The organism is Methylobacterium sp. E-041 (assembly GCF_022829665.1).
In the GTDB taxonomy this organism is placed as follows: Bacteria; Pseudomonadota; Alphaproteobacteria; order Rhizobiales; family Beijerinckiaceae; genus Methylobacterium.
Genome location: NZ_JAKSYQ010000285.1, coordinates 44,484 through 60,048, shown reverse-complemented (window position 1 = coordinate 60,048; position 15,565 = coordinate 44,484). Strand labels below are relative to the sequence as shown.

Here is a 15,565-nt window from a genome sequence, read left to right as displayed (position 1 = left end):
CGACGCGCAAACGGCTTGTTTCACCGGGTCGGCTCGACTAAGCCTCGGCCCGCGCGCACTCTGGCATTGGAGCAATTCCATATCGCCGTCGGTGAAATTCAGGGCGGCGCAGTCCAGCGCGTGAGAGGTGTCGCATGACCGGTCTCCTGGCGGATTACCTGCCGCTCATCGTGTTCCTCGGCGTATCGCTGTTCATCGCGGCGGCTCTCCTGGTGGCCCCGTTCCTGGTGGCCTATTCGAGCCCGGATCCGGAAAAGCTCTCGGCCTACGAGTGCGGCTTCAACGCCTTCGACGACGCCCGCATGAAGTTCGACGTGCGGTTCTACCTCGTCGCCATCCTGTTCATCATCTTCGACCTCGAAGTCGCCTTCCTGTTCCCCTGGGCCATCACGTTCGGGGATCTCGGCTGGTTCGGCATGTGGTCGATGATGGCCTTCCTCGGGGTCCTCACCGTCGGCTTCGTCTACGAGTGGCGCAAGGGCGCCCTCGAATGGGATTAGCCCGCGTCGTCGCCCCGCCCGTCCGCTCCTGAGGCATCCATGGCCTTCACTCCCGAACTGTCCCGCGCCCCGGCGATCGCGCCGCAGGCCAAGGGGCTCGTCGACCCGAACACCGGACGTCCGATCGGCGCGGACGACCCGACCTTTCTGACGATCAGCGCCGAGCTCGCCGACCGCGGGTTCCTGATTACCTCCACCGATGACCTGATCAACTGGGCCCGCACCGGCTCGCTGATGTGGATGACGTTCGGGCTGGCCTGCTGCGCCGTCGAGATGATGCAGATGTCGATGCCGCGCTACGATTGCGAGCGCTTCGGCTTCGCCCCGCGCGGTTCGCCCCGCCAGTCCGACGTGATGATCGTCGCCGGCACGCTGACCAACAAGATGGCCCCGGCGCTGCGCAAGGTCTACGACCAGATGCCGGAGCCGCGCTACGTGATCTCGATGGGGTCCTGCGCCAACGGCGGCGGCTACTACCACTATTCGTATTCGGTGGTGCGCGGCTGTGACCGGGTCGTGCCGGTCGACATCTACGTTCCGGGCTGCCCGCCGACGGCGGAAGCGCTGCTCTACGGCGTGCTGCTCTTGCAGAAGAAGATCCGCCGCACCGGCACGATCGAGCGCTGAGGTGACGCGATGACCAACGGCATCTCGATCCTCGCCCACACCCAGCCGGTCTCCGGCGACGCGGCGCTGCAGGCGCTGTCGGACCACGTCGCCGGGGCGCTCGGCCCGGCGGTGGTCGAGCGCACCATCGCGCTCGGCGAGCTGACGCTGATCGTCCAGGCCTCGGACATCGTCTTCGCGCTGACGTTCCTGCGCGACGATCCGGCCTGCGCCTTCCGGAACTTCATCGACATCTGCGGCGCCGACTATCCGAGCCGCGCCGAGCGCTTCGACGTGGTCTACCACCTGCTCAGCCTGCGCCACAATTGCCGCATCCGGGTCAAGGTGCGCACCGACGAGGTCACGCCGGTCCCTTCCGTGATCGAGGTGTTCCCGGCGGCCAACTGGTACGAGCGCGAGACCTACGACCTCTACGGCATCCTGTTCTCGGGCCACCCGGACCTGCGCCGGCTGCTCACCGATTACGGCTTCGAGGGCCACCCCCTGCGCAAGGACTTCCCGCTCACCGGCTTCGTCGAGGTCCGCTACGACCAGGACGAGGCGCGGGTGGTCTACGAGCCGGTGAAGCTGACCCAGGAATTCCGGAACTTCGACTTCCTGTCGCCGTGGGAGGGCACCGAATACGTGCTTCCCGGCGACGAGAAGAAGACGGCTTGAGGCGGAGGGCTCACCATGACCGAGCATAACATCCGCAACTTCGCGATCAATTTCGGGCCGCAGCATCCGGCGGCGCACGGCGTGCTGCGCCTCGTGCTGGAGCTCGACGGCGAGGTGGTCGAGCGCGTCGATCCGCATATCGGCCTGCTCCATCGCGGCACCGAGAAGCTGATCGAGTACAAGACCTACCTTCAGGTCACGCCGTATTTCGACCGGCTCGACTACGTCTCCCCGATGAACCAGGAGCACGCCTTCTGCCTGGCGATCGAGAAGCTCGCGGGCATCGAGGTTCCGCGGCGGGCCCAGCTCATCCGCACCCTGTTCTGCGAGATCGGCCGGCTGCTCTCCCACCTCCTCAACGTCACGACGCAGGCGATGGATGTCGGCGCGCTGACGCCCCCGCTCTGGGGCTTCGAGGAGCGCGAGAAGCTGATGATCTTCTACGAGCGGGCCTCGGGCGCCCGGCTCCACGCCAACTACTTCCGTCCCGGCGGCGTGCACCAGGACCTGCCGCCCGCGCTGATCGACGACATCGAGGCGTTCTGCGACCCGTTCCTGCAGGTGGTGCAGGACCTCGACGACCTCGTCATGTCCAACCGCATCTTCAAGCAGCGCAACGTCGACATCGGCATCGTCTCGGTGGACGAGGCGATGGCCTGGGGCTTCTCAGGCCCGATGGTGCGCGGCTCCGGCATCCCGTGGGACCTGCGCAAGTCGCAGCCCTACGAGTGCTACGAGGAGATGGAGTTCGACATCCCCGTGGGGAAGAACGGCGACACCTACGATCGCCAGGTGATCCGCATGGAGGAGATGCGGGAATCCGTGAAGATCATGCGGCAATGCTGCGTCAAGCTGCGCGAGCCGGCGGGGCAGGGGCCGATCGCCTCGATCGACGGCAAGTTCGCGCCGCCGCCGCGCCGGGAGATGAAGCGCTCGATGGAAGCGCTCATCCACCACTTCAAGCTCTACACAGAAGGGTTCCACGTGCCCGCCGGCGAGGTCTACGCCGCGGTCGAGGCGCCCAAGGGCGAGTTCGGCGTCTACCTCGTCTCCGACGGCACCAACAAGCCGTATCGCTGCAAGATTCGCGCTCCGGGCTTCGCCCACCTCCAGGCGATGGACTGGATGTGCCGCGGGCACCTGCTCGCCGACGTGTCCTGCGTGCTCGGCACGCTCGACATCGTCTTCGGCGAGGTGGACCGGTGAGCTGGAAGGGCCAGAACTGATATGTCGAACCGCAGGCTCGCCCCCGCCGCCGAGCAGCCCGAGAGCTTCGCGTTCACGCCGGAGAACGCGGACTGGGCCAGGGGCCAGATCGAGAAGTACCCGGAGGGCCGCCAGGCCTCCGCCGTGATCCCGCTGCTGTGGAAGGCGCAGGAGCAGAACGGCGGCTGGCTGCCGCGCCGCGCGATCGAGGCGGTGGCCGACGAGCTCGGCATGCCGCACATCCGCGTGCTCGAGGTCGCGACCTTCTACACGATGTTCGCGCTGGAGCCGGTGGGCCGGTTCTGGATCCAGCTCTGCGGCACGGTGCCGTGCGATTCCTGCGGCGCGCGTGAGCTGAAGGACATGCTGCACGCCCGCCTCGGCGCGCCGGGGCACGTGTCCGCTGACGGCAACTTCTCCTGGCTCGAGGTCGAGTGCCTCGGTGCCTGCTGCAATGCGCCGATGGTGCAGATCAACCAGGACTACTACGAGGACCTGACGCCCGAAAGCTTGGGCCAGCTGATGGACGACCTCGCCGCCGGCCGTCCGGTCAAGGTCGGCTCGCAGACCGGCCGCGTCTCGTCGGAGCCGCAGGGCGGCGCCGCGACGCTGACCGACGCGACGCTGTTCGACGGGTCGCGCGTCGGCGCCTGGCGCCAGCGCTTCGAGGACAAGAGCAAGGCCGAGGGCGAGGAGGCCCGGGGCAAGGACGAGGCCGCCTCGACCGAGGCGCGCGCGGCGAGCGAGCCGAAGATCGCCAAGCCCGATGCCGGCCGCGCCGTCGAGCGCCCGGCCGCCGACGCCCCGGCCCAGCGCGCCGCGGACGGCGATGCGCCGACCAAGGCCGGCGACAAGGCCGACGCCGACGTCCTGGATTCGCCGGCCAAGCGCGTCGTCGAGGGAGAGCCCGCCGGCGCCGAGGCGGGCTCGCAGTCCGACCTGCCGCGCGACGCGGTGCCGCCGCAGCCGGAAGCCTCGGGCGCGAGCGGGGACGCGCCCGCCGCGGAGCCATCGAAGCCCGACGCGGCGCCGTCCAAGACCGACCCGGCCACCTGAGACACGGAAAGCCAAAGCCATGCTGGCCGATCAGGATCGCATCTTCACCAACCTGTACGGGTTGCACTCGCCGGGCCTCGAGGCCGCGCAGAAGCGCGGCGCGTGGGACGGCACCAAATTCCTTCTCGAGATGGGCCGCGACTGGATCATCGACGAGATGAAGGCCTCGGGCCTGCGCGGCCGCGGCGGCGCCGGCTTCCCGACGGGCCTCAAGTGGTCGTTCATGCCCAAGAAGTCGGACGGGCGGCCGCACTACCTCGTGGTCAACGCCGACGAGTCCGAGCCCGGCACCTGCAAGGACCGGGAGATCATGCGGCACGATCCGCACCTCCTGATCGAGGGCTGCATGCTGGCCTCGTTCGCGATGGCGGCGCATGCCTGCTACATCTACATCCGCGGCGAGTACGTCGCCGAGAAGCACGCGCTGCAGCGGGCGGTCGACGAGGCCTACGCCGCCCGGCTCGTCGGGCAGGACAACGTCCACGGCTACCCGTTCGACATCTACGTCCACCACGGCGCCGGGGCCTACATCTGCGGCGAGGAGACGGCGCTGCTGGAAAGCCTCGAGGGCAAGAAGGGGATGCCGCGCCTCAAGCCGCCGTTCCCGGCCAACATGGGCCTCTACGGCTGCCCGACGACGGTGAACAACGTCGAGTCGATCGCGGTCGCCGGCACGATCCTGCGCCGCGGCGGCGCGTGGTTCGCGGGCTTGGGCGGCAAGAACAACACCGGCACCAAGCTGTTCTGCGTCTCCGGCCACGTCAACAAGCCGTGCAACGTCGAGGAGGAGCTCGGGATCACCTTCCGCGAGCTCGTCGACAAGCATTGCGGCGGCATGCGCGGCGGCTGGGACAACCTGCTGTGCTCGATCCCCGGCGGCTCCTCGGTGCCGCTGGTGCCGGCCGAGCAGATCATCGACGCGAAAATGGACTTCGACACCCTGCGCAACCTCGGCTCCGGCCTCGGCACGGCGGCGGTGATCGTGCTCGACCGCTCGACCGACATCGTCCAGGCGATCGCCCGCATCGCGTACTTCTACAAGCACGAGTCCTGCGGGCAGTGCACGCCCTGCCGCGAGGGCACCGGCTGGATGTGGCGGGTGATGCTGCGCATGGCGGAAGGCCGCGCTCAGAAGCGCGAGATCGACATGCTGCTCGACGTCACCAAGCAGATCGAGGGTCACACGATCTGTGCGCTCGGCGACGCGGCGGCCTGGCCGATCCAGGGCCTGATCCGCCATTTCCGCCCCGAGATCGAGAAGCGGATCGACCGCTACAGCGCCAACCCGCATTCCGATGCGGTGCCGATGGCCGCGGAGTGAAGCCGATGACCGACCAGCCCGACAACCCGATGCTCGTGTACCTCCGTCGCATCGATGAGAAGGTCGATCGGCTGCGTGCCGACATGCACGATGTGAAGGTGCGGCTGTCCGGCATCGAAGAGAATCTGGCCGGCGTCCATCGCCGGATCGACCGTCTCGAACTTCCGGTCGAGCGGATCGAGCGCAGGCTCGATCTCGCCGACACGACGCACTGAGAAGCGCGCATGACCAAAATCCTCGTCGACGGCATCGAGGTCGATGTTCCGGCCGAATTCACCCTGCTGCAGGCCTGCGAGATGGCGGGCGCGGAGATCCCGCGCTTCTGCTTCCACGAGCGGCTGTCGATCGCCGGCAATTGCCGGATGTGCCTGGTCGAGCTGAAGGGCGCGCCCAAGCCGGTGGCCTCCTGCGCCTACGCGGTCAAGGATTGCCGGCCCGGCCCGAACGGCGAGCCGCCGGAGGTCCTCACGCGCTCTGGAACGACGAAGAAGGCGCGCGAGGGGGTGATGGAGTTCCTCCTCATCAACCACCCGCTCGATTGCCCGATCTGCGACCAGGGCGGCCATTGCGATCTGCAGGATCAGGCGATGGCCTACGGCGTCGACTCGACCCGCTACGGCGAGAACAAGCGCGCGGTCGAGGAGAAGTACATCGGCCCGCTGGTGCGGACCGCGATGAACCGCTGCATCCACTGCACCCGCTGCGTCCGCTTCCTCGCCGAGGTCGCCGGCGTGCCGGATCTCGGCGCGATCGGCCGCGGCGAGGACATGGAGATCACGAGCTACCTCGAGGAGGCGATGGGCTCGGAGCTGCAGGGCAACGTCGCCGACCTCTGCCCGGTCGGCGCCCTCGTGCCCAAGCCGCAGAGCTACAACATCCGCCCGTGGGAGCTGTCGAAGACCGAATCGGTCGACGTGATGGACGCGGTCGGCTCGGCGATCCGCGTCGACGCCCGCGGCCGCGAGGTCATGCAGATCGAGCCTCGGGTCAACGAGGACATCAACGAGGAGTGGATCTCGGACAAGACCCGCCACCCCGTCGACGGCCTGCGCGTCCAGCGCCTCGACCGGCCGTACCTGCGCGAGAACGGCCGCCTGCGCCCCGCCTCCTGGGGCGAGGCCTTCGCCGCGATCGCGGCCAGGGTGAAGGGCACCGATCCCAAGCGCATCGGCGCGCTGGTCGGCGATCTCGCCGGGGTCGAGGAGACCTACGCGCTCAAGAGCCTGATGACCGCGCTCGGCGTCGCCAACCGCGATTGCCGCCAGGGCGGCGAGCGGCTCGATCCGGCCTGGGGCCGCGCCGCCTACGTGTTCAACCCGACGATCCCCGGCATCGAGGCGGCGGACGCGATCCTGCTCGTCGGTGCCAACCCGCGGACCGAGGCGTCGCTCCTCAACGTCCGCATCCGCAAGCGCTGGCGGATGGGGCCGCTCGCGGTCGGCCTGATCGGCGAGGCCACCGACCTCACCTATCCCCACACCTATCTCGGTGCCGGCACCGACACGCTGACGGCTTTGGCCAAGGGCGAGCACAGCTTCCTCGAGATCCTGAAGGGCGCCGAGCGTCCGATGGTGATCGTCGGTGCCGCCGCGCTCGCCGATTCGGCGGTGCTTGCCGCCGCCGCCGCGCTCGCCAAGGACGTCGGCGCCGTCACGCCGGCGTGGAACGGCTTCGGCGTTCTGCACACCGCGGCCGCCCGCGTCGGGGCGCTGGATCTCGGCTTCGTGCCGGGGGAAGGCGGGCTCGACTTCGCCGGCATGATCGCGCCCGGCGCCCTCGACGTGGTGTTCAACCTCGGTGCCGACGAGTGCACGGTCGGGGCCGGCGCCTTCGTGATCTACCAGGGGACCCACGGCGACCGCGGCGCCTCCCGCGCCGACGTGGTGCTGCCGGGCGCCGCCTACACCGAGAAGAGCGCGACCTACGTCAACCTCGAGGGCCGGGTTCAGCAGGCCAACCGCGCCGGCTTCCCGCCGGGCGACGCCCGCGAGGACTGGGCCATCCTGCGCGCGCTCTCGGACGTGCTCGGCCACCGCCTGCCGTTCGATTCGCTGGTGGCCCTGCGCCGGGCGCTCTACGCCGAGCACCCCCACATGGCCGCCATCGGCAGCGTCGAGCCGGGCGACACGGTCGCGGCGGTCGATCGCCTGGCCGGCCTCGGCGGCGAGGTCGCGAAGGCGACCTTCGCCTCGCCGGTGCTCGACTTCTACCTCACCAATCCGATCGCGCGCGCCTCGCGCGTGCTCGCCGAATGTTCGAGCCTCGCCCGCGGGCGCGCCCTCGAAGCCGCCGAGTAAGGGGCCGCCATGACACCTTGGGAAACCGTGGGCCTCGTGCTGCTGCTGGCGCTGAAGAGCTTCCTGCTGCTCGCCTGCCTGCTCGTCTTCATCGCCTACGCGCTGCTTGCCGACCGCAAGATCTGGGCGGCGGTGCAGTTGCGACGCGGGCCGAACGTGGTCGGCCCGTTCGGCCTGTTCCAGTCCTTCGCCGACCTCTTGAAGTTCGTGCTGAAGGAGCCGGTGATTCCCGCCGGCGCCAACAAGGCGCTGTTCCTGCTGGCGCCCCTGGTCTTCGCGACGCTGGCGCTCGCGGCCTGGGCCGTGATCCCGCTCGCGGAGGGCTGGGCGCTGGCCGACCTCAACGTCGGCATGACCTACATCTTCGCGATCTCGTCGCTGGGCGTCTACGGCGTCCTGATGGGCGGCTGGGCCTCGAACTCGAAATACGCCTTCCTCGGTGCGCTGCGCTCGGCGGCGCAGATGATCTCCTACGAGGTCTCGCTCGGCTTCGTGATCATCTGCGTGCTGCTCTGCGCCGGCTCGCTCAACCTGTCGAAGATCGTCATCGCGCAGGACACCTCGCTCGGCATCCTCGGCTGGTACTGGCTGTGGCTGTTCCCGATGTTCGTCGTGTTCTTCATCTCGGCGCTCGCCGAGACCAACCGTCCGCCCTTCGACCTGCCCGAGGCCGAATCGGAGCTCGTCGCCGGCTACATGGTCGAGTACTCCTCGACGCCGTACCTGCTGTTCATGCTCGGCGAGTACGTGGCGATCATGACCATGTGCGCGCTCGGCACGGTGCTGTTCCTCGGCGGCTGGCTCTCGCCGATCCCGTTCGCGCCCTTCACCTGGGTGCCGGGGCTGATCTGGTTCGCGCTCAAGGCCAGCTTCCTGTTCTTCATGATCGCCATGGTGAAGGCCATGGTGCCGCGCTACCGCTACGACCAGCTCATGCGGCTGGGCTGGAAGGTTTTCCTGCCCCTTTCGCTCGCCTCGGTCGTCGTCGTCGCCTTCGTGCTCAAGCTGACCGGCCTCGCTCCAGGTGCATGAGTGACGTCGCGCGTGAGCCTCACCCAGGAATCGGAGATCGCGGCATGAAGCTCGATCAGGTCGCCAAGGGCCTTCTGCTGAAGGAGTTCGTCTCGGGGTTCGTCCTCGCGATGAAGTATTTCTTCAAGCCGAAGGCGACGATCAACTACCCCTTCGAGATGGGCCATCGCGGGCCGCGCTTCCGCGGCGAGCACGCGCTTCGCCGCTACCCGAACGGGGAGGAGCGCTGCATCGCGTGCAAGCTGTGCGAGGCGATCTGCCCGGCGCAGGCGATCACCATCGAGGCCGGCCCGCGCCGCAACGACGGCACGCGCCGCACCACGCGCTACGACATCGACATGGTGAAGTGCATCTACTGCGGCATGTGCCAGGAGGCCTGCCCGGTCGACGCCATCGTCGAGGGGCCGAACTTCGAGTTCTCGGTCGAGACCCGCGAGGAGCTGCTCTACGACAAGGAGAAGCTTCTCCTGAACGGCGACCGCTGGGAGCGCGAGATCGCGCGAAACCTCGCGATGGACGCCCCCTACCGCTGACATCCCCGCCCCGTCGCCGGCGCCGCGGGTTGTGCGGCGCGGGAGCGGGTTCTATAGACGGCCGGCCGGGTCCGGACCGTTTTTGCGGACCGTTTTCTCATGAGGCAGAAGGGGCCGCTCCGGCGGCCGATCCCGACAAGCGCATGACCGCAGCCGCCGCCTTCTTCTACCTGTTCGCGGGCCTCACCATCGCCTCGGGCTTCATGGTGATCGCGTCCCGCAATCCCATCGCCTCGGTGCTGTTCCTGATCCTGGCCTTCGTCAACGCGGCCGGCCTGTTCGTGCTGATGGGCGCCGAGTTCCTGGCGATGATCCTGGTCGTGGTCTACGTCGGCGCGGTCGCGGTGCTGTTCCTGTTCGTCGTGATGATGCTCGACGTGGATTTCGCCCAGCTCCGGCAGGGGTTCCAGCAGTATCTCCCGATCGGCGCGATGATCGGCGCGGTGTTCCTGATCGAGCTTCTGCTCGTCGTCGGCTCGTGGACGATCGATCCCGGCCTGGTGCAAGCGCCGCTCGGCAACGTGGCGGCGGGCGAGCACACCAGCAACACGGTGATCCTCGGCCGGGTGCTGTACACGGAATACGTCTACTTCTTCCAGATCGCCGGCCTGATCCTGCTCGTCGCGATGATCGGCGCCATCGTGCTGACCCTGCGCGACCGACCCGGCGTCAAGCGGCAGAACATCGCCCTGCAGAACGCGCGGACCCAAGGGGACGCGGTCGAGACCCGGAAGGTGCCCTCGCGCCAGGGCGTCGAGGTCTGATGGCCGCGGCTCGGACGGCTTGGGCGACCCTGAAGACTTGGGCGGAAACAGCACGATGATCGGCCTCAGCCACTACCTCACGGTCGCCGCGATCCTGTTCACGCTCGGCGTGCTGGGGATCTTCATCAACCGCAAGAACGTCATCGTCATCCTGATGTCGATCGAGCTGATCCTGCTCGCGGTCAACATCAACTTCGTCGCGTTCTCGACCTACCTGAACGACATCACCGGCCAGGTCTTCGCCCTGTTCGTCCTGACCGTCGCCGCGGCCGAGGCCGCGATCGGGCTCGCCATCCTCGTGGTGTTCTTCCGCAACCGCGGCTCCATCGCGGTCGAGGACATCAGCATGATGAAGGGTTAAGCGGGGACCCCCGCGACGTCCTTCCGCCAGAAACCTGCTGCCCCGCGAGGCCGGACCGCACGATGTATCACGCGATCGTCTTCTTCCCGCTCATCGGCGCCCTGATCGCCGGGCTGTTCGGGCGCTTCCTCGGCGCGCGGGTCTGCGAGTACGTCACCACCGCCTGCCTCGCCTTCTCGGCGCTCCTGTCCTGGGGCGTGTTTATTGAGGGCGACCACGCCACGCGGGTGCAGGTCGCGACCTGGTTCACGGCCGGCGACCTCACCGTCGACTGGGCCTTCCGCATCGACACGCTGACCCGGGTGATGCTTGTCGTCGTCACCACCGTCTCGACGCTCGTGCACCTCTACTCCGTCGGCTACATGGAGGAGGATCCGCACCGGCCGCGCTTCTTCGCCTACTTGTCGCTCTTCACCTTCGCCATGCTGATGCTGGTGACGGCCGACAACCTCGTGCAGATGTTCTTCGGCTGGGAGGGCGTCGGCCTCGCCTCCTACCTGCTGATCGGGTTCTGGTACGAGAAGCCCTCTGCGAACGCGGCCGCGATGAAGGCCTTCATCGTCAACCGCGTCGGCGATTTCGGCTTCTCGCTCGGCATCTTCCTGGTCTTCGTGCTGTTCGGCTCGGTCGCCTTCGACGGCATCTTCCCGCGGGTGAACGAGCTCAAGGACGCGCATTTCCACTTCCTCGGCCAGGACTGGCACGCGCTCACCCTGACCTGCCTGCTGCTGTTCATGGGCGCGATGGGCAAGTCGGCGCAGTTCCTGCTCCACACCTGGCTGCCGGACGCGATGGAAGGCCCGACCCCGGTCTCGGCCCTGATCCATGCCGCGACCATGGTCACCGCCGGCGTCTTCATGGTGGCGCGCCTGTCGCCGCTGTTCGAGCTCGCGCCCGACGCGCTGGTCTTCGTCACGGTCATCGGCGGCATCACCGCCTTCTTCGCCGCCACCGTGGGCCTGGTGCAGAACGACATCAAGCGGGTGATCGCGTACTCGACCTGCTCGCAGCTCGGCTACATGTTCGTCGCGCTCGGCGTCGGCGCCTATTCCGCCGGCATCTTCCACCTGTTCACCCACGCCTTCTTCAAGGCGCTGCTGTTCCTCGGCGCCGGCTCGGTCATCCACGCGATGCACCACGAGCAGGACATGCGGAACATGGGGTCCTTGCGCCGCTACATCCCGTTCACCACGGCGATGATGGCGATCGGCACCCTCGCGCTCATCGGCTTCCCCTTCACCGCCGGCTACTATTCCAAGGACGCGATCATCGAGGCGGCCTATGCCTCGACGCGTCCCGGGCACACCCTGGCCTTCCTCGCCACCGTGATCGCGGCGTTCTTCACCTCGTTCTACTCCTGGCGCCTGTTCTTCCTCACCTTCGAGGGGCCGGCCCGCTGGGGGGCGCATGCCCACCACGACGACCACGCGGCGCCGGCCGTCGCCCACGCGTCCGCGGCCCACGAGGCCGACGGCGCGCCCGGCCACACCGAGGGCGTCGCCCACGACGATCGCGGCCACGACGTCGAGCCGGCGCACAGGAGCGACCTCGTCGCCGACGACCATCACGGGCACGGCCATCACGGCGATCACACGCCGCACGAATCGCCCCTGGTGATGACGATCCCGCTCGGCGTGCTCGCCTTCGGCGCACTCTTCGCCGGCCTGATCTTCAAGGACCGCTTCATCGGCGAGGGCATGGAGGCGTTCTGGGGCCACGCGCTGGCGCACGGCCCCGACAACCACATCATGCACGACATCCACCACGTGCCGGCGCTCGTCTCCTACGCGCCGTTCATCATGCTGGTGCTCGGCTTCGTGCTGGCCTTCGTGATGTACATCCGCCGGCCGAAGCTGCCGGCCGAGCTCGCCGCCCAGCAACCGGTGCTGTACCGGTTCCTGCTCAACAAGTGGTACGTCGACGAGCTCTACGACCGGATCTTCGTGCGTCCGGCCAAGGATTTCGGCCTGTTCCTGTGGAAGCAGGTCGACGGCCGCGCCATCGACGGCGCCGGCCCGGACGGGATCGCGGCCCGCGTCGTCGACGTGACCCGCGGCGTCGTCCGCTTCCAGACCGGCTACGTCTACCACTACGCCTTCGTGATGCTGATCGGCGTCGCGGGCATCCTGAGCTGGTACCTGATGGCCGGCCTGCCGAAGCCGGGGGGGCACTGATGGGCCTCGCGTCGCAAGCCGCCCTCACGAACGGGATGGATCGCTAGATGTTCGGCTTAGGGCTCCTCTCCGGGCTGTTGATCGTGCCGCTCTGCGGCGCGGCCTTCATCCTGACCTTGTCGGGCGACGAGAAGGCGGTGGCGAAGAACGCCCGCTGGGCGGCGCTCGCCACCACGGTCGTCACCTTCCTGCTCTCGCTGGTGGCCTGGAACCGCTACGACGCGACCTCGGCGAGCTTCCAGCTGGTCGAGAGCCATGCCTGGCTCGCCGAGACGATCCGGTTCAAGCTCGGCGTCGACGGCTTCTCGATGCCGCTGGTGCTGCTGACGACGTTCCTGATGCCGTTCTGCATCGGCGCCTCGTGGCATTCCATCGAGACGCGAGTGAAGGAGTACTTCGTCGCCTTCCTCGTGCTCGAGACGACGATGATCGGCGTGTTCCAGGCGCTCGACCTGGTGCTGTTCTACCTGTTCTTCGAGGCCGGCCTGATCCCGATGTTCCTGATCATCGGCATCTGGGGCGGCAAGCGGCGCATCTACGCCAGCTTCAAGTTCTTCCTCTACACGCTGCTCGGCTCGGTGCTGATGCTGCTCGCCATCATGGCGATGTACTGGCAGGCCGGCACGACCGACATCCCGACCCTGCTCCAGACCCGCTTCCCCGTGGGCATGCAATGGTGGCTGTGGCTGGCCTTCTTCGCGAGCTTCGCGGTGAAGATGCCGATGTGGCCGGTCCACACCTGGCTCCCCGACGCGCACGTCGAGGCGCCCACCGCCGGCTCGGTGATCCTGGCCGGCATCCTGCTCAAGATGGGCGGCTACGGCTTCATCCGGATCTCGCTGCCGATGCTGCCGGATGCGAGCCACACCTTCGCGCCGCTCGTCTTCGCGCTGTCGGTGATCGCGATCATCTTCACCTCGCTCACCGCGCTGATGCAGACCGACATCAAGAAGCTGATCGCCTACTCCTCCGTGGCGCATATGGGCTTCGTCACCCTCGGCCTGTTCACCCTCAACGAGCAGGGCATCCAGGGCGCGCTGTTCCTGATGATCTCCCACGGCATCGTCTCCGGCGCGCTCTTCCTCGGCGTCGGCGTGGTCTACGACCGGATGCACACCCGCGAGATCGCCGCCTATGGCGGCCTCGTGAAGCGGATGCCGCTCTACGCGGTGGCGATGATGGTGTTCACCATGGCCAATGTCGGCCTGCCCGGCACCTCCGGCTTCGTCGGCGAGTTCCTGGCGATGATGGGGGCGTTCAAGGCCAACCCGACGGTGGCGTTCTTCTCGGTCTTCGGCATCATCCTGTCGGCCGGCTACGCCCTGTGGCTCTACGCCCGCGTGATCTACGGCAAGCTCGAGAAGCCCAACCTCCAGGGCATCCTGGACCTCGACAACCGCGAGAAGCTGATCCTCGCGCCGCTCGTCGCGCTGACGATCTACTACGGCGTCCACCCGGCCCCGATCCTCGACGTCTTCGCCCCCTCCACCGAGGCGCTGATGACGAGCATGAAGGCCGCCCTCTCGAACACGCAGACCGCGGCCGCCGCGCTGCCCCTCGCGCGCTGAAGGCAGGGCCAGAGATGCCGACCGTCCAGACCGTGCAGACCGTCCTGCCCTCGCTCACCCCGCTGCTGCCCGAGCTGATCCTCGGCATCGGCGTGATGGTGCTGATCCTCTACGGCGCCTTCCGCGGCGAGCGCTCCGTCGAGACCGTCAACGTCGGCGCCCTCGCGCTGCTCTTGGTGGCCCTGTTCGTGGTGATGTCGCAGCCGGCCGGCACCAAGGTGACCACGCTGTCCGGCAGCTTCATCCAGGACGGCTTCTCGAAGGTGATGAAGGCCCTGGTGCTGCTGGGCTCGGCCGCGACGATCCTGCTCTCGCGCGACTACTTCCAGCGCGAGCGCATCGACCGGTTCGAGTTCCCGATCCTGATCGTGCTGTGCACGATCGGCATGCTGATCATGGTCTCGGCCAACGACCTGATCGCGCTCTATCTCGGGCTCGAGCTGCAGTCGCTCGCCGCCTACGTCATCGCCGCGTTCCACCGCGACGACCTGAAATCCACCGAGGCCGGCCTCAAGTACTTCGTCCTCGGCGCGCTCTCCTCGGGCATGCTGCTCTACGGCGCCTCGCTGGTCTACGGCTTCACCGGCACGGTGTCGTTCCCGGGCATCGTCTCGGCGCTGCACGAGGATGCCGGCTTCGGCATCGTGCTCGGCATCGTGTTCGTCGCCGCCGGCGTCTCGTTCAAGCTGGCGGCGGTGCCGTTCCACATGTGGACGCCCGACGTCTACGAGGGCTCGCCGACCCCGGTGACGGCGTTCTTCGCCTCCGCCCCGAAGATGGCGGCGATGGCGATGACGGTCCGCGTCTTCATCGGCGCCTTCCCCGACGTGACCGCGATCTGGCAGCAGATCATCGTGTTCATCGCCATCGCCTCGATGACGCTGGGCTCGTTCGCGGCGATCGGCCAGCGCAGCCTCAAGCGCCTGATGGCCTACTCGTCGATCGGCAACGTCGGCTACGCGCTGATCGGGCTGGCCGCCGGCACCGAGGAGGGCATCCGCGGCGTGGTGGTCTACATGATCATCTACCTCGCGATGACGCTCGGCGCCTTCGCGATCATCCTCTCGCTCCGCCGCCGGAACGAGATGTTCGAGACGATCGAGGACCTGTCGGGCCTCTCGCGCACCCATCCGTGGATCGCGTTCTGCCTCGCGATGATGATGTTCTCGCTGGCCGGCATCCCGCCGCTCGCGGGGTTCTTCGGCAAATTCTACGTCTTCGCCGCCGCGATCCAGGCCAACCTCGTGGCGCTGGCCGTCATCGGCGTAGTCACCAGCGTGGTCGGGGCGTACTACTACATCCGCGTGGTCAAGATCATGTACTTCGACGAGGCCAAGGCGCCCTACGAGGCGATGGCGCCGGGCCTGCGCATCGTTCTCGCCCTGTCGAGCGTCGTCGTGATCCTGTTCTGGCTGCTGCCGGCACCGCTCGTCGGGGCGGCGGGCGCGGCAGCCAAGTCGCTGTTCTAG

The 15,565-nt window shown here is 67.9% G+C and carries 15 protein-coding genes; all 15 read left to right on the top strand.

The genetic code is table 11. The features are described from left to right. Positions 1-134: 134 nt before the first annotated feature. Complete coding sequence (locus MKK70_RS25900; RefSeq protein WP_147728471.1) at positions 135-500, top strand: NADH-quinone oxidoreductase subunit A; 366 nt, start codon at positions 135-137, stop codon at positions 498-500. Positions 501-539: 39 nt separating this feature from the next. Next, positions 540-1,127 (top strand): NuoB/complex I 20 kDa subunit family protein, encoded by a 588-nt coding sequence (locus tag MKK70_RS25895; protein ID WP_147728470.1) that lies wholly within the window; start codon positions 540-542, stop codon positions 1,125-1,127. A gap of 9 nt (positions 1,128-1,136) precedes the next feature. Beyond that, positions 1,137-1,784, top strand: coding sequence for an NADH-quinone oxidoreductase subunit C (locus tag MKK70_RS25890; protein ID WP_147728469.1), 648 nt, complete (start codon positions 1,137-1,139; stop codon positions 1,782-1,784). 15 nt (positions 1,785-1,799) lie between these two features. After that, a complete protein-coding gene (locus tag MKK70_RS25885; RefSeq protein ID WP_147728467.1) occupies positions 1,800-2,990 on the top strand; it encodes an NADH-quinone oxidoreductase subunit D in 1,191 nt (396 codons plus the stop codon). A gap of 21 nt (positions 2,991-3,011) precedes the next feature. After that, the gene (gene nuoE, locus MKK70_RS25880; RefSeq protein WP_243950778.1) at positions 3,012-4,046 is read left to right on the top strand and encodes an NADH-quinone oxidoreductase subunit NuoE; all 1,035 of its coding nucleotides are present in this window, start codon (positions 3,012-3,014) and stop codon (positions 4,044-4,046) included. 19 nt (positions 4,047-4,065) lie between these two features. Beyond that, a complete protein-coding gene (nuoF, locus tag MKK70_RS25875; RefSeq protein WP_147726111.1) occupies positions 4,066-5,367 on the top strand; it encodes an NADH-quinone oxidoreductase subunit NuoF in 1,302 nt (433 codons plus the stop codon). A gap of 5 nt (positions 5,368-5,372) precedes the next feature. Next, a complete protein-coding gene (locus MKK70_RS25870; RefSeq protein WP_243950776.1) occupies positions 5,373-5,582 on the top strand; it encodes a hypothetical protein in 210 nt (69 codons plus the stop codon). Between the two features lie 9 nt (positions 5,583-5,591). Next, complete coding sequence (gene nuoG, locus MKK70_RS25865) at positions 5,592-7,664, top strand: NADH-quinone oxidoreductase subunit NuoG (protein ID WP_243950774.1); 2,073 nt, start codon at positions 5,592-5,594, stop codon at positions 7,662-7,664. Between the two features lie 9 nt (positions 7,665-7,673). Further along, positions 7,674-8,696: an NADH-quinone oxidoreductase subunit NuoH gene (nuoH, locus tag MKK70_RS25860; protein WP_147726109.1), complete on the top strand. Its 1,023-nt coding sequence runs from the start codon at positions 7,674-7,676 to the stop codon at positions 8,694-8,696. 44 nt (positions 8,697-8,740) lie between these two features. After that, on the top strand, positions 8,741-9,229 hold the full coding sequence (gene nuoI / locus MKK70_RS25855; protein WP_147726108.1) for an NADH-quinone oxidoreductase subunit NuoI: 489 nt from the start codon (positions 8,741-8,743) through the stop codon (positions 9,227-9,229). 143 nt (positions 9,230-9,372) lie between these two features. Then, the gene (locus tag MKK70_RS25850) at positions 9,373-9,993 is read left to right on the top strand and encodes an NADH-quinone oxidoreductase subunit J (protein ID WP_243950772.1); all 621 of its coding nucleotides are present in this window, start codon (positions 9,373-9,375) and stop codon (positions 9,991-9,993) included. A gap of 55 nt (positions 9,994-10,048) precedes the next feature. Continuing rightward, positions 10,049-10,354 carry an NADH-quinone oxidoreductase subunit NuoK gene (gene nuoK / locus MKK70_RS25845; protein ID WP_147726106.1) on the top strand — a complete coding sequence of 102 codons (306 nt, stop codon included), beginning with the start codon at positions 10,049-10,051 and terminating at the stop codon, positions 10,352-10,354. A gap of 62 nt (positions 10,355-10,416) precedes the next feature. Next, the gene (gene nuoL / locus MKK70_RS25840) at positions 10,417-12,528 is read left to right on the top strand and encodes an NADH-quinone oxidoreductase subunit L (protein WP_147726105.1); all 2,112 of its coding nucleotides are present in this window, start codon (positions 10,417-10,419) and stop codon (positions 12,526-12,528) included. Positions 12,529-12,575: 47 nt separating this feature from the next. Next, complete coding sequence (locus MKK70_RS25835) at positions 12,576-14,096, top strand: NADH-quinone oxidoreductase subunit M (protein ID WP_147842752.1); 1,521 nt, start codon at positions 12,576-12,578, stop codon at positions 14,094-14,096. Positions 14,097-14,110: 14 nt separating this feature from the next. Further along, positions 14,111-15,565 (top strand): NADH-quinone oxidoreductase subunit NuoN, encoded by a 1,455-nt coding sequence (gene nuoN, locus MKK70_RS25830; RefSeq protein ID WP_243950771.1) that lies wholly within the window; start codon positions 14,111-14,113, stop codon positions 15,563-15,565.

Bases quoted from the DNA above. Each gene is read 5' to 3' on its own strand.
- nuoN (WP_243950771.1), top strand. From the start codon at position 14,111: ATGCCGACCGTCCAGACCGTGCAGACCGTCCTGCCCTCGCTCACCCCG.
- nuoF (WP_147726111.1), top strand. From the start codon at position 4,066: ATGCTGGCCGATCAGGATCGCATCTTCACCAACCTGTACGGGTTGCAC.
- nuoL (WP_147726105.1), top strand. From the start codon at position 10,417: ATGTATCACGCGATCGTCTTCTTCCCGCTCATCGGCGCCCTGATCGCC.
- MKK70_RS25895 (WP_147728470.1), top strand. From the start codon at position 540: ATGGCCTTCACTCCCGAACTGTCCCGCGCCCCGGCGATCGCGCCGCAG.
- MKK70_RS25900 (WP_147728471.1), top strand. From the start codon at position 135: ATGACCGGTCTCCTGGCGGATTACCTGCCGCTCATCGTGTTCCTCGGC.
- MKK70_RS25835 (WP_147842752.1), top strand. From the start codon at position 12,576: ATGTTCGGCTTAGGGCTCCTCTCCGGGCTGTTGATCGTGCCGCTCTGC.
- nuoH (WP_147726109.1), top strand. From the start codon at position 7,674: ATGACACCTTGGGAAACCGTGGGCCTCGTGCTGCTGCTGGCGCTGAAG.
- nuoE (WP_243950778.1), top strand. From the start codon at position 3,012: ATGTCGAACCGCAGGCTCGCCCCCGCCGCCGAGCAGCCCGAGAGCTTC.
- nuoK (WP_147726106.1), top strand. From the start codon at position 10,049: ATGATCGGCCTCAGCCACTACCTCACGGTCGCCGCGATCCTGTTCACG.
- MKK70_RS25890 (WP_147728469.1), top strand. From the start codon at position 1,137: ATGACCAACGGCATCTCGATCCTCGCCCACACCCAGCCGGTCTCCGGC.
- MKK70_RS25885 (WP_147728467.1), top strand. From the start codon at position 1,800: ATGACCGAGCATAACATCCGCAACTTCGCGATCAATTTCGGGCCGCAG.
- MKK70_RS25850 (WP_243950772.1), top strand. From the start codon at position 9,373: ATGACCGCAGCCGCCGCCTTCTTCTACCTGTTCGCGGGCCTCACCATC.
- nuoG (WP_243950774.1), top strand. From the start codon at position 5,592: ATGACCAAAATCCTCGTCGACGGCATCGAGGTCGATGTTCCGGCCGAA.
- MKK70_RS25870 (WP_243950776.1), top strand. From the start codon at position 5,373: ATGACCGACCAGCCCGACAACCCGATGCTCGTGTACCTCCGTCGCATC.
- nuoI (WP_147726108.1), top strand. From the start codon at position 8,741: ATGAAGCTCGATCAGGTCGCCAAGGGCCTTCTGCTGAAGGAGTTCGTC.